Origin of the sequence: Klebsiella sp. BIGb0399 (assembly GCF_003752615.1) — a bacterium.
Classification (GTDB): Bacteria; Pseudomonadota; Gammaproteobacteria; order Enterobacterales; family Enterobacteriaceae; genus Klebsiella; species Klebsiella lignicola.
Map to the genome: position 1 here is coordinate 149,997 of NZ_RKHT01000008.1, position 19,928 is coordinate 169,924.

General features: G+C 56.6%; 14 protein-coding genes. 8 read left to right on the plus strand and 6 right to left on the minus strand.

The annotated features are described in order from the left end of the window. Positions 1-170 precede the first annotated feature (170 nt). The 3 genes from EDF82_RS19030 to EDF82_RS19040 all read left to right on the plus strand — a co-directional run bounded on the left by EDF82_RS19030 (position 171) and on the right by EDF82_RS19040 (position 4,934). A complete protein-coding gene (locus EDF82_RS19030; RefSeq protein WP_123757078.1) occupies positions 171-1,565 on the plus strand; it encodes a glycoside-pentoside-hexuronide family transporter in 1,395 nt (464 codons plus the stop codon). A 160-nt stretch (positions 1,566-1,725) separates the two neighbouring features. After that, the gene (yicI, locus tag EDF82_RS19035; RefSeq protein ID WP_123757079.1) at positions 1,726-4,044 is read left to right on the plus strand and encodes an alpha-xylosidase; all 2,319 of its coding nucleotides are present in this window, start codon (positions 1,726-1,728) and stop codon (positions 4,042-4,044) included. Positions 4,045-4,202: 158 nt separating this feature from the next. Continuing rightward, on the plus strand, positions 4,203-4,934 hold the full coding sequence (locus EDF82_RS19040; protein WP_123757080.1) for a MurR/RpiR family transcriptional regulator: 732 nt from the start codon (positions 4,203-4,205) through the stop codon (positions 4,932-4,934). Between the two features lie 72 nt (positions 4,935-5,006). On the opposite strand, the gene EDF82_RS19045 is transcribed toward EDF82_RS19040, so the two are convergent. The 4 genes from EDF82_RS19045 to EDF82_RS19060 all read right to left on the minus strand — a co-directional run bounded on the left by EDF82_RS19045 (position 5,007) and on the right by EDF82_RS19060 (position 11,419). Further along, positions 5,007-6,386, minus strand: coding sequence for a glycoside hydrolase (locus EDF82_RS19045; protein WP_123757081.1), 1,380 nt, complete (start codon positions 6,384-6,386; stop codon positions 5,007-5,009). 13 nt (positions 6,387-6,399) lie between these two features. Beyond that, a complete protein-coding gene (locus tag EDF82_RS19050) occupies positions 6,400-7,959 on the minus strand; it encodes a PTS transporter subunit EIIC (protein ID WP_123757082.1) in 1,560 nt (519 codons plus the stop codon). 201 nt (positions 7,960-8,160) lie between these two features. Next, positions 8,161-9,870, minus strand: coding sequence for an AsmA family protein (locus EDF82_RS19055; protein WP_123757083.1), 1,710 nt, complete (start codon positions 9,868-9,870; stop codon positions 8,161-8,163). Positions 9,871-10,027: 157 nt separating this feature from the next. Then, positions 10,028-11,419, minus strand: coding sequence for an NCS2 family protein (locus EDF82_RS19060; RefSeq protein ID WP_123757084.1), 1,392 nt, complete (start codon positions 11,417-11,419; stop codon positions 10,028-10,030). Positions 11,420-11,706: 287 nt separating this feature from the next. Here EDF82_RS19060 and gltS point away from each other — a divergent pair, with 287 nt between their 5' ends. Next, entirely contained in the window at positions 11,707-12,909 is a 1,203-nt protein-coding gene (gltS, locus tag EDF82_RS19065; RefSeq protein WP_123757085.1) for a sodium/glutamate symporter, read from the plus strand. 433 nt (positions 12,910-13,342) lie between these two features. Here gltS and glpK read toward each other — a convergent pair whose 3' ends face one another. Both glpK and EDF82_RS19075 read right to left on the minus strand, forming a co-directional pair. Continuing rightward, positions 13,343-14,851: a glycerol kinase GlpK gene (gene glpK / locus EDF82_RS19070; protein ID WP_123757086.1), complete on the minus strand. Its 1,509-nt coding sequence runs from the start codon at positions 14,849-14,851 to the stop codon at positions 13,343-13,345. Between the two features lie 21 nt (positions 14,852-14,872). Continuing rightward, positions 14,873-15,718, minus strand: coding sequence for an MIP/aquaporin family protein (locus EDF82_RS19075; protein WP_123757087.1), 846 nt, complete (start codon positions 15,716-15,718; stop codon positions 14,873-14,875). Between the two features lie 558 nt (positions 15,719-16,276). Here EDF82_RS19075 and zapB point away from each other — a divergent pair. The 4 genes from zapB (at position 16,277) to EDF82_RS19100 (ending at position 19,896) form a co-directional block, all read left to right on the plus strand. Then, entirely contained in the window at positions 16,277-16,522 is a 246-nt protein-coding gene (zapB, locus tag EDF82_RS19085; RefSeq protein WP_095102595.1) for a septal ring assembly protein ZapB, read from the plus strand. Positions 16,523-16,680: 158 nt separating this feature from the next. Beyond that, positions 16,681-17,670, plus strand: a complete 990-nt coding sequence (locus EDF82_RS19090) for a sulfate ABC transporter substrate-binding protein (RefSeq protein WP_123757089.1) — start codon at positions 16,681-16,683, stop codon at positions 17,668-17,670. 92 nt (positions 17,671-17,762) lie between these two features. Further along, complete coding sequence (locus EDF82_RS19095) at positions 17,763-18,518, plus strand: CDP-diacylglycerol diphosphatase (protein WP_123757090.1); 756 nt, start codon at positions 17,763-17,765, stop codon at positions 18,516-18,518. 73 nt (positions 18,519-18,591) lie between these two features. Continuing rightward, positions 18,592-19,896 carry an SLC13 family permease gene (locus EDF82_RS19100; protein ID WP_123757091.1) on the plus strand — a complete coding sequence of 435 codons (1,305 nt, stop codon included), beginning with the start codon at positions 18,592-18,594 and terminating at the stop codon, positions 19,894-19,896. Positions 19,897-19,928: the final 32 nt, after the last annotated feature.

The window sequence follows — 19,928 nt, forward strand, 5'->3', positions numbered from 1 at the left end:
TTCGAAATCCGAGGGTTACACTTTTTCGTCTGCATTCGTCCTACCGCGATCACAGAAAACAAGAAACATAATTTGATAACGAGATATCGCAATTCATCTTACTCAGCGGATCGTTTACAAATTCTGTAACCGGTACCAACCCGTGATACCGTTTGGGGAAGAGTGCGCACATGAAAGAACATATATTGTCCGTCAAAGAGAAGATTGGCTACGGCATGGGTGACGCCGCCAGCCATATCATTTTTGATAACGTCATGTTGTACATGATGTTTTTCTACACCGATATTTTTGGTATTCCCGCTGGTTTTGTTGGCACCATGTTCCTGCTGGCGCGTGCGTTGGACGCGATTTCTGACCCCTGCATGGGGCTGCTCGCCGACCGTACCCGCAGCCGCTGGGGGAAATTCCGCCCGTGGATCCTCTTCGGCGCGATCCCGTTTGGCCTGGTCTGCGTACTGGCCTACAGCTCACCGGACCTCAGCCACAACGGCAAACTGATTTATGCCGCCGTCACCTATACCCTGCTGACCCTGCTCTATACCGTGGTGAATATTCCCTACTGCGCGCTGGGCGGCGTCATCACCGATAACCCGACCCAGCGTATCTCACTGCAGTCCTGGCGCTTTGTGCTGGCGACGGCGGGCGGCATGCTCTCCACCGTGCTGATGATGCCGCTGGTCAACTTTATCGGCGGCGACGACAAAGCGTTTGGCTTCCAGGGCGGCATTGCGGTGCTCTCCGTCATCGCCTTCCTGATGCTGACCTTCTGTTTCTTCACCACCAAAGAGCGCGTGCAGGCACCGCCGAGCACCACCTCCATGCGTGAAGACCTGCGCGACATCTGGCGCAACGACCAGTGGCGTGTGGTCGGCGTGCTGACCATCCTGAATATCCTCGCGGTCTGCGTCCGCGGTGGCGCCATGATGTACTACACCACCTGGATCATGGGCTCAGCGGCGTTGTTTACCGTCTTCCTGACCACCTACTGCGTCGGCAACCTGATTGGCTCGGCGCTGGCAAAACCGCTCACGGACTGGAAATGCAAAGTCAGCGTGTTCTGGTGGACCAACGCGATTCTGGCGGTGCTGAGCGTGGCGATGTTCTTCGTGCCGATCGATGCGGAAATCACCATGTTCGTCTTTATCTTCGCGATTGGCGTTCTGCACCAGCTGGTCACGCCTATTCAGTGGGTGATGATGTCCGACACCGTTGACTACGGCGAATGGTGCAATGGCAAACGGCTGACGGGCATCAGCTTCGCGGGCACCCTGTTTGTACTCAAGCTTGGTCTGGCATTGGGCGGCGCGATGATTGGCTGGATGCTGGCCGGTGGTGGCTATGATGCGGCGGCCAAAACCCAAAATGGCGCGACCATCACCATTATTATCGCGCTCTTTACCCTCGTACCGGCAGTCTGCTATGCGCTGAGCGCGGTTATCGCCAAACGTTACTACACGCTGAAAACGCCGTTCCTGGTAAAAATCATGGCCGAACTGGCCCAGGGCGCACGTCGTAACGAACAAGATTTCGCTTCAGCCCCGATCGGCAAAGAATTGCAAAACTAAGAGCCTGGCCCATTAGGCTATTTTATTTGCCATTTTGGCCCAGGGCAGTGCTCACCATCCTCACGTACTGCGTGTACGTTCCGGTGGTTCCGCGCTGTCCGTGGCCAAACTGGCTGCAACAATGTACGCCTACTGAGATAGGCCCTAAGAGGACGTTTTAATGAAAATCAGTGATGGAAACTGGCTTATTCAACCGGGACTCAATCTGATCCAACCCGTACAGGTCTACGAGGTGGAACAGCAGGGCAATGAGATGGTGGTCTATGCCGCTCCGCGTGACGTCCGCGAGCGCACCTGGCAGCTGGATACTCCGCTGTTTACCCTGCGCTTTTTCTCTCCGCAGGAGGGCATCATCGGCGTGCGGATGGAGCATTTCCAGGGGGCGCTGGATAACGGCCCGCACTATCCGCTGAATATCCTTCCCGATGTCGACGTTGAGATACAAAACACTGAAGCGTTCGCCGAGTTGAAAAGCGGTAACCTGAGCGTGCGGGTGACCAAAGGGGAGTTCTGGGCGCTGGATTTCTTGCGCAACGGCGTACGCATTACCGGCAGCCAGCTGAAAAACAACGGCTACGTGCAGGATACGAACACCAACCGTAATTACCTGTTTGAACGCCTCGATCTTGGCGTTGGTGAAACCGTTTACGGACTCGGAGAGCGTTTTACCGCCCTGGTCCGCAACGGACAAACCGTAGAAACCTGGAACGAAGATGGCGGCACCAGTACCGAGCAGTCCTACAAAAATATCCCGTTTTATCTGACCAACCGTGGCTACGGCGTGCTGGTCAACCATCCGCAGCGCGTCTCCTTTGAGGTCGGGTCGGAGAAGGTCTCTAAGGTGCAGTTCAGCGTGGAAGGCGAGTATCTCGAGTATTTCGTTATCGATGGCCCGACGCCGAAAGCGGTGCTTGACCGCTACACCCGCTTTACCGGGCGCCCGGCGCTGCCGCCGGCCTGGTCCTTTGGCCTGTGGCTGACCACCTCGTTCACCACCAACTATGACGAAGCGACGGTGAACAGCTTTATCGACGGAATGGCGGAGCGTAACCTGCCGCTGCACGTGTTCCACTTCGACTGCTTCTGGATGAAAGCCTTCCAGTGGTGCGATTTCGAATGGGATCCGCTGACTTTCCCGGACCCGGAAGGGATGATCAAACGGCTGAAAGAGAAAGGGCTGAAGGTCTGCGTGTGGATTAACCCCTACATTGGCCAGCGCTCGCCGGTGTTTAAAGAGCTGAAAGAGAAGGGCTATCTGCTCAAGCGCCCGGACGGCTCGCTCTGGCAGTGGGATAAGTGGCAGCCGGGTCTGGCGATCTATGATTTCACTAACCCGGAAGCCTGCCAGTGGTATGCCGATAAGCTGAAAGGCCTGATAGATATCGGCGTTGACTGCTTCAAAACCGACTTTGGCGAGCGTATCCCGACCGACGTGCAGTGGTTCGACGGTTCCGATCCGCAGAAAATGCATAACCACTACGCCTTTATCTACAACGAACTGGTGTGGAACGTGCTGAAAGACAACCTTGGCGAGCAAGAGGCGGTACTGTTCGCTCGCTCCGCCTCGGTGGGCGCGCAACAGTTCCCGGTGCACTGGGGCGGCGACTGCTACGCCAACTACGAATCGATGGCAGAGAGCCTGCGCGGTGGATTGTCGATCGGCATGTCCGGCTTTGGCTTCTGGAGCCACGATATTGGGGGCTTCGAAAACACCGCGCCGGCCCATGTCTACAAGCGCTGGTGCGCGTTCGGTCTGCTCTCCAGCCACAGCCGGCTGCATGGCAGCAAATCCTATCGGGTGCCATGGGCTTATGATGATGAATCCTGCGATGTGGTGCGCCACTTCACGCAGCTGAAATGCCGCATGATGCCGTATCTCTATCGCCAGGCGGCACTGGCCAGCGAGTGCGGGACGCCGATGCTGCGTTCGATGATGCTTGAGTTCCCGGACGACCCAGCCTGCGACTATCTGGATCGTCAGTACATGCTGGGGGATTCGGTGCTGGTGGCACCGGTGTTTAGCGAAGCGGGCGAGGTGCAGTTCTACCTGCCGGAAGGCCGCTGGACGCACCTGTGGCACAACGATGAAGCGCAGGGCAGGCGCTGGCTTAAACAGACTCATGATGTGCTGAGCCTGCCGGTGTACGTGCGCGAGAATACCCTGCTGGCGCTGGGCGATAACGACCAGAAACCGGATTACGCCTGGAACGAAGGCACCGCCTTCCAGCTGTTCCATCTGGCGGACGGCCATGAGGCGGTTTGCCAGCTCCAGGCGGCGGACGGCACGGTGGTCTTCACCCTACGGGCGAAACGTCAGGGTAATACGATTGCTGTCAGCAGTGACGGTACGGCCAGCGACTGGACGCTGTGCCTGCGTAACATTGTGCAGGTTGCCGGAGTGCAGGGCGGTACGCAGACGGGCAGTGAGCTGGGCGTGGTGGTGACCGCGCAGGGCAACGCGTTGACCATTATGTTGTGAGTTAATTCGTAACCGCCTGAGACCCTCTTCGTTGCCGGAGAGGGTTTTTTTATTCCATTTTTTCTAAGAAAGTAACGTTTGTTTCATTCCGGTGATTGATCCCACAGACAGTGCCGCTGTTCGGTGATAGCGTACGCTGCCGCTGAGAGGAGCCAGGAATGGATTTAGAAAATATCTTTCGTGACGTGAAGCTGAACAAAACCGAAATGACCGTCCTGCGCTTTATTCAGAACGATCCTGAACGGTGCGTGCGGGAGGGGATCCGCGCCGTTGCCGAGCGCTGCTACAGCAATCCTTCGTCGCTGGTGCGCCTGGCAAAGAAGCTCAAGTTCAGCGGCTGGCTGGAGCTGGTCTATTTCATCAAATTCAATATCACGATGCCTAAGCTCGATGTCACCAATGATATCGACTATATGAGTATTCTCCCGGCTGAGCGGGTCGCTCCGCTGCTGGAAAGCCTGCAGCAGCATCGTATCCTGATCCATGGCAGCGGCTTTTCGCAGCTGATTGCCCAATATATTTATAATAAGTTTCTGGTGACCGGCGTAAATGCCAGCCTCGCGCTGTGGCCGGATTATGAAATTCTCGAGCAAAAGAACGCCGCCAAATTTGACTCGATCTGGATAATTTCTAAATCAGGACGCAGCAGTTCGGCGCTAAATTGGGTGAAGGCGCTGGAGGGCAAGGAGATTAACCTGGTCTGCTTTACCGGCGATTATCAAAGCCCGCTGGCCCAGGCGGCGGATACCGCGTTCATTATTCACGACCCGCAGAAGTTTGATGATGATATTTACTGGAGCAACCCGTTTTTCGGCTACTGCATATTAGGTTTTGAGCGCTTTCTGAAGATGTGGTTTATGCAGATGGGCATACCCGGAGGCGGCGCTTAACGCGCCTGTCCGGGCTACAAGGCTCGCGCTGAGCCGGTAGCCCGGTCAGCGCAGCGCCACCGGGAGGGGGCGTTATTGCCAGTCGGCAAACAGCTTATCGTCGAGGTAGGCGTTAGCCAGCTTCTGCGCCAGCGACCAGGAACCGACCAGCGGATGGGCCATCAGCGCCCGGATCGCCAGCGATTTATTCCGCTGCAGAATTGCCGCCACCGCCAGACGTTCATACTCTTTGACGCTGGCGATCATGTTCTTCTGCGCCGTTGGCACCTGTGCCGGGGTGACCGGCTTCAGACCCTCTCTGCTCAGATCGCAGCTAATCTCAATGACGTCATCAGGGCGTAAAAAATCGAGGGTGTTGTTGTTGGATATCGATACGACAATACGCTTGGTGGTGGTGCTGTTGACCGCCTCCAGTATATCCAGCGCCACCCCCGCGTAGCCGCCGGTATCCGGCTCTTCGATAAACTGCTGCAGGGTGAGCGGTTCGCGGGTATGGAATTTCTCCTGCTGGGACTCATTTTGCATATAGCTATTTTCCCGGCGCAGGTAGTGCTTCATCCAGATATTAAACGCCGCTTCCGGGTTGGTATGGACATCCACGGTGTGCAGCTCATCGCGCATATCGCGGTTGATGCGGGCGATCTGCTCGCCGCGGGTTTCCGGCGCGTCCTGAATCGCCTTTAACGCCACTTCGCGGTAGTAGTAGTAATAGAGGTATTCGTTCAGCAGCTGGTTATCACACAGCTTAACCAGCTCCGGCGAGAAATACTGCATCGCCGTTTTACGGTACAGGTCCGGGCTGGTAATCAGCCGTTCGGTCACGTCTTCCCCGCGCACCGTGAAGTGGGTAAACCAGGAGAAATGGTTCAGGCCATAGCACTCGACGCCAAGGTCACGCTCGTCGCAGCCCAGAATCTCCGGCAGCTCGCGGATCAGCTCCGAGGGCGCATCGCAGATACCGTACACGCGGCGCTTAAAGCCCGACTTGATAATCGCTTCGGTCACCAGCCCTGACGGATTGGTGAAGTTAAACAGAATCGCATCGTCGGCGGCGTGCTCTTCGATCAGGCGGCAGTAGTCCAGAATCGCCGGTATCGAACGCATCGCCATGGCAAAACCGCCGGCTCCGGTGGTCTCCTGGCCCAGCGTATTATGCTCCAGCGCAATACGCTCATCGCGAATACGGCTCTCATCGCCGCCCACCCGCAGGGTGGTAATGACGTAGTTAGTCTCGGTCAGCGCCGCGACCGGATCGCGGGTAATACTAAAATGAATATCCGGGCGGATAGCCTGAAACACATAGCGGGCGATCTCACCAAAGATGGCCAGGTTATCAGCGGAGCTGTCGAGAAATACCACTTCCGTTAAACCAATGCGGTACGCGTTATAAGCCAGTGACTTTGCCAGGAACGCAGAGCGAACGCCGCCCCCGCCTAATACGGTTAATTTCATAAATAACTCCTGATTAATTTTCTGCTAGCCAGCTATCAACCCGGGAACGAACCTGTCCCACTTTGACGCCATAAATAACCTGTACTTCATTTCTGTTGCGCACGACGCCGTTAGCCCCGGTGCTTTTTAATATGACATCGTCAACCAGATCCATATTGCGTATTGCAACCCGCAGGCGGGTAAAACAATTGTCCACGGAAATAATATTATCTTTACCACCTAAGCCATTAATAATCTCATCTGTCACCGCCGACTTATCATTCATCTTCTGGCGATAATCAGCTTTGCTATATAGCTTCACGTTTTCATCATCTTCGCGGCCCGGCGTTTTCAGGTTCAGCTTAACCACCAGGGTGCGGAAAATAACATAGTAGACGGCAAACTGGCCGATACCGATCAGCACATAGCCAGGCCAGCGTGTTAATGAAACGGGGAGTGGCAGGTTATAAATCAGGAACTCGATCAACCCCGACGCGCCCCACGGACGAACGGTAAAGATGTCGCAAATTGCCTGGGATGCAGCGGTTAACGTGGCGTGAATAACCCACAGCAGCGGTGAAACAAACAGGAAGGTGAACTCGATGGGCTCGGTAATACCGGTCAGCATTGAGGTGATAATGGCGGGCAGCAGAATTGCTTTGGCCAGCATTTTCTTCTCGGGTTTTGCGGTGTGGTAGAACGCCAGGGAGGCCCCGGCAAGGCCGAAGATCGTGGTCATCCCCTGCTGGGAGAAGCGCAGGGCGTCGTTCATCACCGGGGTCAGATCAGGGTGGCGCATGTAGGCGAGGAAAATGGCCTGGGTGCCGGATACCACCTGGCCGTCAACGTTCAGGGTGCCGCCGATTTGCGTTAACTGGAACGGGGACCACACGAAATGGTGCAGGCCGGTCGGGATGAGGAATTTCTCAAAGAAGCCGTAGACGAAGACGCCCGCGACGCCGGCATTTTTCATAAACCCGGTGAGTGCCGCAATGCCGTGAGTCATAAACGGCCAGATCCAGGTGAAGGCGATAGCATAGAAGATGATCACCGGCGTCATGGCTACCAGCGTCAGCTTGGCACCGCCGTACATCGACAGCGCGCCGGGCAGTTCAATGGTTGAGACTTTATTATGAACCCAGGCGATAGTGCAGCCGAGAATAATGCCGAGGAAAACCCCCATATCGACTACCACAAACCCCAGAAGCTGCGTCTGGCCGGTACCGTAATATTCACCGTTAATTTTTTCGGCAATACCGTGAGTATGCTCCAGCCATGAATGGTTGGCGCCCAGAAACATGATAAAACACATCACGGAAACCAGCGCCACTTCGGTTTTTTTATCTTTTGCCAGGCCATAGCTAATACCGACGCAAAACAGTAAGCCGAGATTGCCGAATAATGGCCAGAAGGTATCGCCGAGTAACTGCCCCAGCTGATGTAAGAAACTGGTTTCAGAAATTAATGTGGGGTTGGTTAAGACAGAGCTGAGTGCCAGAATTAAACCGATAACCGGCAAGAACAATACTGCACCGATCATTGCTCTGGAGAATTTTTGCATATTCTCCAGAGCATGTTGACGTATTACAGACATAGTTGTTCCTTTTATTTTTGTAGGTACAGGGACTTTAATTATTTTTTTTACTTCCAGTATTTTTGTTATAGCAATTCCGCTATTTGAAAGGAACAGGTTGCGGGAAATAGGTACAAACAGCCGCAATATGGCAACAGGTTTCGGTGACGGGGCGGGTGAGAGGCCTTCTCCCGCTGGGGAGAAGGCTGAAGGAAGACGGGCTTAAGGGGCGACAGGGGCTGGCGCGGCCTGGGCGGTGGTGACCTCGCCGTTGTGCATGGTCTGCGCAACCGGCTGTTTGTCCATATTCACCGCGCTGAGCTGGCCGCTCACCGTAGGTTTCAGCGGCGCCTCTGCCAGCACGCTGCCGCCGGCGGTCAGCTGGAAGTTACCATCGCCGGTAATCGGCAAGGCCGGCCAGCCCCACTGCTGCAGAATATTCAGCGGCACACCGCGGCCGTTCAGGCTCAGAGTGACCTGGCGCTGAGGAAGCTGCGACACCGCCGCGGTGGCCTGCAGAATACCGCGCTCGGTAAAGGCGCTCAGCTCACTGATATTGACCGTGGAGGCGTTGGCGCTCAGTTTTAACGAAGGACGACGGACATCCACGCGGTTAAAGGTGGCGGCAGCGGCATTCAGCGTGGCGTTGCCGTTCCAGACCCCCCAGCGACGATCTTTCACCAGCTGCAATTCGCCACCGTAACCGTCCAGGGCGGTGATCTGCCACGGGAAGGTAGGATCGATGTCGATCACCAGGTTACGGCTGGCGCTGAATTTCTTCAGCGTCAGGCTTTGCAGCCATGCTGGCAGCGGCTCCATCCACAGCTGTTTCCAGTTTTCTGGAAGGGTGTACTCCAGCCCGGCAAAGGCGGCGTCATCCAGCACCAGTGCGTTACCGGCGCGCAACCAGTTACCGGAGGTGCGCACCATTCCCCCTTCCCAGCGTGACGTAAACTGGCGCAGGGCAATCCCCTGCGGTGAAAATTCGGCATTGGCGATCGGGTCGAGCAGATGCAGCGAGCCGTTAATGAACTCGCTGGCATTCATCGACAAGGTTCCCTCTTCGCTCTGCCAGTCGCCGTGGCTCAGGGTCAGGTTCCGCAAGTTAAGGTCGAGGTCCGTCACCGCCCAGTCCGGCCCCTGCAGGCGCGCATCGGTCATATCGAGGCGGCCAATTTGCAGCGAAGGAATGCTGGTCAGCGGGGTGAAGAAGTCCGCCAGCGATTTATCGCTCTGCAGGCGAATTTCGTTGAGCTGCAGGTTATCCACCAACCAGCTGCCGTCGGCGTTGCGTCTGGCGTTGCCGGTCAGCGTCCCGCGCGCGACATCGGCGCCGAGGGTGGAGAGCGTCACCTCGCCGTTATCGAGGCTGCCCTGAATCAGCACGTTGCTGGCATCAACGCCGTTGAGGGTCAATGAACCGGCGCTCATCTGAATCTGCGCCTTTTTGCCCAGTACGTTACCCGCTTCCGGTGCCCAGGGGCTGACGCCGCCGGTGACGCGCTGGGCGCTCAGCTCCCAGCCGGTTTCCGGGCTGTTAAACGCCATATTGCGCAACTGCAGGCGGTCGGCGGCAAACGGTAAGGAGGCGGAAGAGGGGGAAAGGTTTAGTGTCCCGTCGCTCAGCACGATCTCGTCGGCGTGCAGCGGGTCGCTGAACTGGCGGGTACTGAAGCCAATATCGACCGTTTTGGCGACCAGCGTCGGCGGCTTGCCGTCGCGCCCGAACGTCACATTTTGCAGCTGCAGATGCAGCGGCGAAGAGAAATCATGGTCCATCTCGTCGAAGGAGACCTGCCAGCCGGTGCCGTCACTCAGCCAGGCGCTGGCCTGACGCGCGCCCCAATGGGTTTGCAGCAGGAACCAGGCGGCGACGATCGCGACCAGCAGGGCGGTCAGCAGCCAGAGCAGTAACTTTCCAGGCAATTTCATGGTCTTACATCCTGAGCGAGGCACATAAGGCTGTTATGCCCGAATTATGCGCAATCCTCAAGACAGGAATTGTGTAATCAGATGATGTGAGGTTACCGCAGAGGTCATTCGCAGGTGGCCCCGGCCGCCGAACGCGACCGGGGAAGTTAAGGCAGGATCAGTTTTTCTCTGGCGGGAAGACCAGGTTCAGCACAATCGCCGTAATACCACCGGCAGCAATCCCGGAGGAGAGCAGGTTCTTCAGCCAGTCAGGGGCGAACTGCAAAATCAGCGGCTGCTGGGACACGCCGAGACCGACGGCCAGCGACAGGGCGATAATCAGGATCGCGCGACGGTTCAGCGGCTCGCGGGAGACGATACGCACGCCGGACGCGGCGATAGTACCGAACATCACCAGCGTGGCGCCGCCCAGTACCGGCTCAGGAATGTGCTGCACAAAGCCGCTGACTGCCGGGAACAGGCCGAGCACGATCAGCATCAGCGCCACCACAAAACCGACGTAGCGGCTGGCTACGCCAGTCAGCTGGATCACGCCGTTGTTCTGGCCAAAACAGGAGTTCGGAAAGGTGTTGAATACGGCAGAAACAAAGGAGTTCAGGCCGTTCGCCAGCACGCCGCCTTTCAGGCGTTTCATATACAGAGGGCCGGATACCGGCTGCTCGGAAACGTCGGAGGTCGCGGTGATATCGCCGATGGTTTCCAGCGAGGTAATCATAAACACCAGCATCAGCGGCAGCAGCAGGCTCCAGTCAATGCCGAGGCCGTAGTAGAGCGGCGTTGGAACCATGATCAGGCTGTCGTTGGCCGGAGCGGCATTGGCCGGCAGCATATCGAGCAGCCAGGCCGCCAGATAGCCCGCCGCCATGGCGATCACCAGCGACGCAATGCGTAGGTACGGGTTGCGTTGACGGTTAAGAATAATAATCAGCGCCAGCACGATGCCCGCCAGCAGCAGGTTTTTCGGCGCGCCAAAAGTATGGTCCGCCATGGCCGCGTAGCCGCCGCCAATCGAGGTCAGGCCGACCTGAATCAGCGACAGGCCGATAATCATCACCACCACGCCGGAGACCAGCGGGGTGATCACCCGACGGGCCAGGTGCAGCACGCGGGAAATGACCATTTCTGTGCAGCTTGCTAGCATCAGGGTGCCGAACAGCGCCGCCATCATCGTTGGCACGTCGGCGCCGCCGGTTTTTAGCGCGGTGCCGCCCATAATCAGCGGGGCGACGAAGTTAAAACTGGTGCCCTGGATAGAGAGCAGTCCGGAGCCGACCGGGCCCCAGGCTTTAATCTGGATGATAGATGCCACGCCGGAAGCGAACAGCGACATGCTGATGATGTGCTGGGTATCCTGAGCCGGAAGGCCCAGCGCCTGGCAGATGAGTAACGCCGGTGTGATGACCGCGACAAACATTGCCAGCAGGTGCTGAAAGGCGGCAAACAGGGTTTGTGGTAAAGGCGGGCGGTCTTCGAGACGGTAGATTAATTCGCTGGTTGTTTTTGACGCAACCGGTTGCGCAACTTCTGACTCGGCGGTATTAACGGACATCACAAGCATTCCCAAAGTATCAAAGCGGGAATTTTATCGGACTGTAGTACAAAAGCAAACGTTTGCCACTCTTTGGCGGGAAATTTTTATACAAAAAACCAGCCCGGAAATTTTATTAACATTTTGTATGCTTGATCGCATCAATATCAAAACAAACTATCTTTTCCTGTTATTTGCTACGTGCTTCTGCTTAAAATCTGGCTCCGATTTCTCAAGACGAGAATCTATCGACACCGGGAATACCGTCGCGTGTGAATGAATCATGCGCAAATAAGGAGCTCTTTTTTATGTTTCACCTCGATACCTTATCGACGCTCGTTGCCGCAACCTTGGTGCTGCTTCTGGGCAGACAACTTGTCCAGAAAGTCCCCTTCCTGAAGAAATACACTATCCCTGAACCTGTTGCTGGCGGCCTGCTGGTGGCGCTGGCGCTGCTGGTGCTGAAAAAAAGCATGGGTTGGGAAATCGACTTTGATATGAGCCTGAAAGACCCGCTGATGCTGGCGTTCTTTGCGACGATCGGGCTTAACGCTAACCTGGCCAGCCTGCGGGCAGGCGGTAAAGTTCTGGGGACGTTTCTGATAGTGGTGGTGGGTCTGCTGCTGCTGCAAAACGCCCTCGGCATTGGCATGGCGAAGCTGCTGGGTCTGGACCCGCTGATGGGCCTGCTGGCCGGTTCGATCACCCTCTCCGGCGGCCACGGTACCGGCGCGGCGTGGAGTAAACTGTTTGTTGAACGTTACGGTTTTGCCAACGCCACCGAAGTGGCAATGGCCTGCGCCACCTTCGGTCTGGTGCTGGGCGGCCTGATTGGCGGCCCGGTGGCGCGTTATCTGGTTAAACACTCCTCTTCTCCGGACGGAACTCCAGACGATCAACTGGCGCCTACCGCGTTTGAAAAGCCTGAGATGGGCCGAATGATCACCTCGCTGGTGCTGATCGAGAGTATTGCCTTAATCGCAATCTGTCTGACGCTCGGGAAGGTGGTTGCGCAACTGTTGATGGGAACCGTGCTGGAATTGCCGACCTTTGTCTGCGTGCTGTTTATCGGCGTGATCCTCAGCAACGGTCTGGCGCTGGCGGGCTTCTATCGCGTGTTTGACCGGGCGGTATCGATCCTGGGTAACGTCAGCCTGTCGCTGTTCCTCGCCATGGCGCTGATGAGCCTGAAGCTGTGGGAGCTGGCTTCGCTGGCGCTGCCGATGCTTGCCATCCTGGCGGTGCAGGCGGTGGCGATGGCGCTGTATTCGATTTTCGTCACCTACCGCATGATGGGCAAAAACTATGATGCCGCGGTGCTGGCTGCCGGTCACTGTGGCTTTGGTCTCGGCGCAACACCGACGGCGATTGCCAATATGCAGGCGATTACCGACCGCTTTGGCCCGTCGCATATGGCGTTTCTGGTGGTGCCGATGGTGGGGGCGTTCTTTATCGATATTGTGAACGCGCTGGTGATTAAGCTGTATCTGCTGTTGCCGATCTTTGGCTAAATCCCTGTCATCTTTTAGGCCTCCCCGGAGGCGGTGCTACGCACCTGTCCGGGCTACTCCAACGGTTTGTACTGGTTTGTAGCCCGGTCAGCGCAGCGCCACCGGGACTGCATTCACTGGCAGGATTTCCCGGAGGCGGTGCTGCGCACCTGTCCGGGCTACTCCAACGGTTTGTACTGGTTTGTAGCCCGGTCAGCGCAGCGCCACCGGGACTGCATTGAACGGCAGGATTTCCCGGAGGCGGTGCTACGCACCTGTCCGGGCTACTCCAACGGTTTGTGCTGGCCAGTAGCCCGGTCAGCGCAGCGCCACCGGGACTGCATTGACTGGCAGGATTTCCGGAGGCGGTGCTACGCACCTGTCCGGGCTACTCCAACGGTCTGTGCTGGCTTGTAGCCCGGTCAGCGCAGCGCCACCGGGGACCGGAGGGTACTTACTCTTCGTGCTCTTCCCACGCCAGGGCGCGTTTCACCGCTTTTTTCCAGCCGCTGTAGCGGAAGTTACGTTCGGTGGTTTCGATCCCCGGGCGGAACTCGCGCTCGATTACCGCTTTCTCCTGCAGCTCATCCAGATTTTGCCAGAAGCCGACGGCCAGGCCGGCCAGGTAAGCGGCACCCAGCGCGGTAACTTCACGGACTTCCGGGCGCTCTACGCGGGTGCCCAGGATGTCGGACTGGAACTGCATCAGGAAATTGTTGGCTACCGCACCGCCGTCGACGCGCAGCGCGTGCAGACGAATACCTGAGTCAGCCTGCATCGCTTCCAGCACGTCACGTGTCTGATAGGCAATTGATTCCAGGGTGGCACGGATAATGTGGTTGGCATTTACCCCGCGGGTCAGGCCGAAGATCGCGCCGCGAGCATACGGGTCCCAGTACGGTGCGCCGAGGCCGGTAAACGCCGGGACGACATACACCCCGTTGGTATCCTTCACCTTGGTGGCGAAATATTCGGAATCGAACGCGTCGTTAATCAGCTTCATTTCGTCGCGCAGCCACTGAATAGAAGCACCGGCCATAAACACCGCACCTTCCAGCGCATAGTTCACTTCACCACGCGGACCGCAGGCGATGGTGGTCAGCAGGCCGTGAGTCGACGCCACCGCTTTTTCACCGGTATTCATTAGCATAAAGCAGCCGGTACCGTAGGTGTTCTTCGCCATACCCTCTTTAACACACAGTTGGCCGAACAGCGCCGCCTGCTGGTCGCCCGCGATACCGGCGATAGGAATACGGGTGCCGCCTTTACCACCGATGTTGGTCTGGCCGTACACTTCGGAAGACTTGCGCACTTCCGGCAGCATGGCGCGCGGAATATCCAGCGCGTCGAGCATCTTATCGTCCCAGTCCAGCTCGTTAATGTTGAACAGCATGGTACGCGAGGCGTTGGTGTAGTCGGTTACGTGGACGCGGCCCTGGGTCATTTTCCATACCAGCCAGGTATCTACGGTGCCAAACAGCAGCTCGCCGCGTTTTGCGCGCTCACGAGAACCTTCAACGTGGTCCAGAATCCATTTTACTTTGGTCCCGGAGAAGTACGGGTCAACCACCAGACCGGTGGCCTTACGGATGTACTCTTCCATCCCGTCACGCTTCAGTTGCTCACAGATTTCGGCGGTACGACGGCACTGCCAGACGATCGCGTTATAAATCGGTTTGCCCGTTTCGCGTTCCCACACAATGGCGGTTTCACGCTGGTTGGTGATGCCGATAGCGGCAATCTCATCGGAGCTAATATCGGCTTTCGCCAGCACTTCAACCAGGGTTGAGCTTTGGGAAGCCCAGATCTCCATCGGGTCGTGCTCAACCCAGCCTGGACGCGGATAAATTTGTTCAAATTCGCGCTGTGAAACGCTGACGATATTGGCATCGTGATCCATCACAACGGCCCGGGAGCTGGTGGTGCCCTGGTCGAGCGCAACGATATATTTTTTGTCGGTCATAGTATGAGTCCCGTAGTCAGATTACAGCGAAGCGTTGTGTTGCGTTGTCGAGGAGGTCTCTTTCTCTTCCTCAACGCAGGTGTCGCATGGCAGATGGCGGCCAATCAGCTTGCGGTAGCTGAACGCGCCCAGCGCGGCGCCTACCACCGGCGCACACAGCGGCACCAGGAAATAAGGGATATCTTTGCCGCCGGTAAAGGCGACGTCACCCCAGCCGGCGAGCCAGGCGAACGTTTTCGGTCCCAGGTCACGTGCCGGGTTCATGGCAAAACCGGTCAGCGGCCCCATCGATGCGCCGATGACGGCGATTAACAGACCGATCAGCAGCGGTGCCAGCGGGCCACGCGGTATGCCGTTGCCATCGTCGGTCAGCGCCAGAATCACGCCCATCAGGATAGCGGTAATCACCATTTCTACCGCGAATGCCTGCACAAAATTGATATGTGGGTTCGGGTAAGTGGAGAAGATACCGGCCAGCTCAAGACTTTCGACGCTGCCACGCACCATATTGTGGCTGTGTTCGAAATCGAAGAAAAGATTGTAGTAAAGCCCGTAAACTAACGCTGCAGCGCAAAAGGCGCCGGCAAATTGAGAAAAGATAAAGGGTACAACTTTACGCCCGTCGAAGCAGGCAAAAAGCCACAGTGCGATCGTGACTGCAGGGTTGAGGTGCGCGCCGGAGACACCCGCGGTCAGATAGATAGCCATGGCCACCCCCAGACCCCAGATGATGCTGATTTCCCACTGACCGAAGCTGGCGCCCGCCACTTTTAATGCGGCGACGCATCCAACCCCGAAAAAGATCAACAACCCGGTACCTAGGAACTCTGCGATGCATTGGCCTTTTAATGTTGATGTTTGGCTCATATCGAATCCTGAAGCGAAGTGGTGATTATGGTATGTATGAAGGTCGCAAGCGACCACGCTGCCATGTAGGCATAGTGTTAATTTATCGTTAACGAACAAAAACGAGAAATATCGAAATATAAATGTGTGTACTGCGTCAAGAAAATGAGCGATTTCGCGCTATAAACGCGTGTTGTGACACATCAAAGACGCGTTGATGGCGGTTTTTGTTAACCCATTGATTAACAATTGCGGGTGAAGTTCCGGGGAAAAGCGCCGAATGCGCCAGGTAAAGACTGAAAAGTGTTGCAAACCGCGATCTACGCGGGTTGTCGCTGGACAGGGACGGCGGGGATTCATACAATCGACAGCATGATCACTGTAGCGCGCTTATTTTCGTTAAGGCGTCACCGCGTAGGTACACAACATCATTCGGGATGCGTCAAAACGGCCAGCGAATGAATCCTCAGCCGCTTACTGTAGTAAGCGACCGGGGCGAACCCGCTAACGCAGAAGCAGCTTGAAGGACGGCGTGTACGGGATAGTACTCTATCAACGCCTTGCAAGTTCAGGAGAGGTATGACGATGTCATTAGAAGTGTTTGAGAAATTAGAATCAAAAGTACAGCAGGCGATTGATACCATCACTCTGTTACAGATGGAAATCGAAGAGCTGAAAGAAAAAAACAACACGCTGGCGCAGGAAGTTCAGGGCGCACAGCACAGCCGTGAAGAGCTGGAACGTGAAAACGGTCAGCTGAGAGAACAGCAGCAGGGCTGGCAGGATCGTCTGCAGGCACTGCTGGGTCGCATGGAAGAAGTGTAACCCTCTCGTCCTCGCCCTCTCCTGTCCGGGAGAGGGTAAGCATTTCCCCGCTGTATATATACTCTCAAGTTATAGCCAATCTTTTTTTATTCTTTAATCATTGGTTCGCTTTCTGGCACGCTTATCCCATCACAACACGACATAAAGAGAGCGGTGCGATGAATAAGTGGGGCGTTGGGTTAACTCTGTTGCTGGCATCCGCCAGCGTTCTGGCAAAAGACATTCAGTTATTAAACGTATCTTATGATCCAACGCGCGAACTGTACGAACAGTACAACAAAGCGTTCAGCGCACACTGGAAACAGGAAACGGGCGACAACGTGATTATTCGTCAGTCGCACGGCGGTTCAGGCAAGCAGGCGACGTCGGTCATCAACGGTATTGAAGCCGATGTGGTCACCCTGGCACTGGCCTATGACGTTGACGCGATCGCCGAACGTGGTCGTATCGATAAAAACTGGCTGAAACGCCTGCCGGATAACTCCGCACCGTATACCTCAACCATCGTGTTCCTGGTTCGTAAAGGCAACCCGAAACAGATTCATGACTGGAACGATCTGATCAAACCGGGCGTGTCGGTCATTACGCCAAACCCGAAAAGCTCCGGTGGCGCGCGCTGGAACTACCTGGCGGCATGGGGCTATGCTCTGCACCAGAATAACGGCGACCAGGCTAAGGCTCAGGACTTTGTGAAAGCCCTGTATAAGAATGTTGAAGTACTGGATTCAGGCGCTCGTGGCTCGACAAACACCTTCGTTGAACGCGGTATTGGCGACGTGCTGATTGCGTGGGAAAACGAAGCGCTGCTGGCGGCGAACGAACTGGGCAAAGATAAGTTTGAAATCGTCACCCCGAGCGAATCGATTCTCGCCGAGCCGACCGTCTCCGTCGTGGACAAAGTCGTGGACAAAAAAGGCACCCGTCAGGTGGCTGACGCCTACCTGAAGTATCTGTACTCACCGCAGGGCCAGGAGATCGCAGCGAAGAACTTCTATCGTCCACGTGACCCGGAAGTGGCGAAGAAATATGCGAGCGAGTTCCCGAAACTGAAGCTGTTTACCATCGATGAAGAGTTCGGCGGCTGGACCAAAGCCCAGAAAACACACTTCTCTAACGGCGGTACTTTCGACCAAATCAGTCAGCGTTAATCTCCCTCAGCGCCCGGTTCCCTCACCGGGCGTTATCTTTTAGTCATCAAATTGCGCTACTCTTCCGTTTCTGGCTGAGACAGGAAAACATAATGCGAAGAGTGCGATACCTTTTATTAGCGCTGCTGGTGGTGGTGCTGGCGGCGATTGCGGGCGGCTATTACTGGCTTCATTCTGGCAATCCGGATGCGTTGCGCAAAATTGTTCTGCAACAGTGTGTTCCCAATCAACAGCAGCAGCAGAATCCCGCGCCCTGTGCGGAAGTAAACCTGAAGGGCGGCTATGTCCTGTTTAAAGACCGTAATGGCCCGCTGCAGTATCTGTTGATGCCGACTTACCGCATTAACGGCACCGAAAGCCCACTTCTGCTTGACCCACTGACGCCGAACTTCTTCTGGCAGGCGTGGCAGGGGCGCGAAATTATGAGCGAACGTCGTGGCTCTGCCGTAGCGGATGAGGCGGTCTCATTGACGATTAATTCGCGTAGCGGACGCACGCAAAATCATTTCCATATTCATATCTCCTGCTTACGCCCCGACGTTCGAACCCAGCTCGATAAAGAAGTCTCCGTGATTAGTAGCCGCTGGCTGCCGCTGCCCGGTGGCTTAATGGGCCATGAATATCTGGCCCGCCGGGTCACCGAGACGGAACTGGCGCAGCGCAGCCCTTTTCTGATGCTGGCGGAAGAAGTGCCGCAAGCGCGTGAGCATATGGGGCGCTTTGCGCTGGCGATGGCGAAGCAGAGCGACGGCTCGCTGGTGCTGCTGGCGACCGAGCGTAATTTGCTGACGCTCAATCGAGCCTCGGCGGAAGAGATTCAGGATCATAGCTGCGCAATCCTGCGATAACCCCACTATATCTGGCATTTACCTGTCTTACTGTCCGTCGTATTCTTGCTGAAAAAAACGACAGGAGACAGGTATGTCGCTCTGGTTGTCCCACCCTCTGTTCCTTCCTTCTATCATTGTTGGCATCACCATCCTGCTGTGGGCGACCTCGCTGCTGCCGGAATTTATGACCGCGCTGCTGTTTTTCGCCGCCGCTATGATGGCCAAAATTGCCCCGCCGGAAGTGATTTTTGGCGGCTTTGCCTCGTCGGCGTTCTGGCTGGTGTTCAGCGGTTTTGTTCTTGGAATTGCGATTCGTAAAACCGGTCTGGCAGACAGAGCGGCTCGGGCGCTGTCGGCGCGCTTAACCGACTCCTGGCCGCTGATGGTCGCCAGCGTGGTGCTGTTGAGCTATGCGCTGGCCTTCGTGATGCCTTCTAACATGGGGCGTATTGCGTTGTTGATGCCGATTGTCGCGGCGATGGCGAAGCGGGCGGGCATCGGAGAGGGGACTCGTCCCTGGTTCGGGCTGGCGCTGGCGGTGGGCTTTGGGACGTTCCAGCTGTCGGCCACTATTCTGCCCGCCAACGTTCCGAACCTGGTGATGAGCGGGGCGGCGGAAGGCTCCTACGGGATCCACCTTAACTATCTGCCCTATTTGCTGCTGCACACCCCGGTGCTGGGCTGGCTGAAAGGCGGCGCATTGATTGCCCTGATTTGCTGGCTGTTTCCCGGAAAACCGCATCCACCGCGCGATCTGGCGCCTTTGCCGCCGATGAGCCGCGATGAGAAACGCCTGGCGTGGCTGCTGGCGGCGGTGCTGGTGCTGTGGGTCAGTGAGAGCTGGCACGGCATCGGTCCGGCCTGGACCGGGCTGGCGGCTGCGGTGGTGACGCTGCTGCCGCGCGTCGGGTTTATCAGCGGGGAAGAATTCTCCAGCGGCGTGAATATTCGCACCTGCATTTACGTTGCCGGGATCCTCGGGCTGGCGATTACCGTCACCCAAACCGGCATCGGCGAGGTGGTGGGCAATGCGCTGCTGCACGTGATGCCGCTCGATAAAGAGAGTCCGTTTACCAGCTTCCTGGCCTTAACCGGCATCACCAGCGCCCTGAACTTCATTATGACCGCCAACGGCGTTCCCGCGCTGTACACCACCTTTGCGCAGAGTTTTTCCGATGCCACCGGCTTCCCGCTGTTAAGCGTGATTATGATTCAGGTGCTGGGCTATTCGACGCCGTTGCTGCCGTATCAGGCTTCGCCGATTGTGGTGGCGATGGCGTTGGGGAAAGTTCCGGCGCGTTCCGGCATGCTGCTGTGTATTGCGCTGGCGGCGGTGAGCTATTTGATTCTGCTGCCGTTGGATTATCTGTGGTATCAGGCGTTGGGGAAACTGTAGCCTGTTCCGCTTGGGGATTTCCCCGGAGGCGG

Excerpts from the sequence above, each read along its gene's own strand:
- EDF82_RS19030 (WP_123757078.1), top strand. The coding sequence starts at position 171 with ATGAAAGAACATATATTGTCCGTCAAAGAGAAGATTGGCTACGGCATG.
- yicI (WP_123757079.1), top strand. The coding sequence starts at position 1,726 with ATGAAAATCAGTGATGGAAACTGGCTTATTCAACCGGGACTCAATCTG.
- EDF82_RS19040 (WP_123757080.1), top strand. The coding sequence starts at position 4,203 with ATGGATTTAGAAAATATCTTTCGTGACGTGAAGCTGAACAAAACCGAA.
- EDF82_RS19045 (WP_123757081.1), bottom strand. The coding sequence starts at position 6,386 with ATGAAATTAACCGTATTAGGCGGGGGCGGCGTTCGCTCTGCGTTCCTG.
- EDF82_RS19050 (WP_123757082.1), bottom strand. The coding sequence starts at position 7,959 with ATGTCTGTAATACGTCAACATGCTCTGGAGAATATGCAAAAATTCTCC.
- EDF82_RS19055 (WP_123757083.1), bottom strand. The coding sequence starts at position 9,870 with ATGAAATTGCCTGGAAAGTTACTGCTCTGGCTGCTGACCGCCCTGCTG.
- EDF82_RS19060 (WP_123757084.1), bottom strand. The coding sequence starts at position 11,419 with ATGTCCGTTAATACCGCCGAGTCAGAAGTTGCGCAACCGGTTGCGTCA.
- gltS (WP_123757085.1), top strand. The coding sequence starts at position 11,707 with ATGTTTCACCTCGATACCTTATCGACGCTCGTTGCCGCAACCTTGGTG.
- glpK (WP_123757086.1), bottom strand. The coding sequence starts at position 14,851 with ATGACCGACAAAAAATATATCGTTGCGCTCGACCAGGGCACCACCAGC.
- EDF82_RS19075 (WP_123757087.1), bottom strand. The coding sequence starts at position 15,718 with ATGAGCCAAACATCAACATTAAAAGGCCAATGCATCGCAGAGTTCCTA.
- zapB (WP_095102595.1), top strand. The coding sequence starts at position 16,277 with ATGACGATGTCATTAGAAGTGTTTGAGAAATTAGAATCAAAAGTACAG.
- EDF82_RS19090 (WP_123757089.1), top strand. The coding sequence starts at position 16,681 with ATGAATAAGTGGGGCGTTGGGTTAACTCTGTTGCTGGCATCCGCCAGC.
- EDF82_RS19095 (WP_123757090.1), top strand. The coding sequence starts at position 17,763 with ATGCGAAGAGTGCGATACCTTTTATTAGCGCTGCTGGTGGTGGTGCTG.
- EDF82_RS19100 (WP_123757091.1), top strand. The coding sequence starts at position 18,592 with ATGTCGCTCTGGTTGTCCCACCCTCTGTTCCTTCCTTCTATCATTGTT.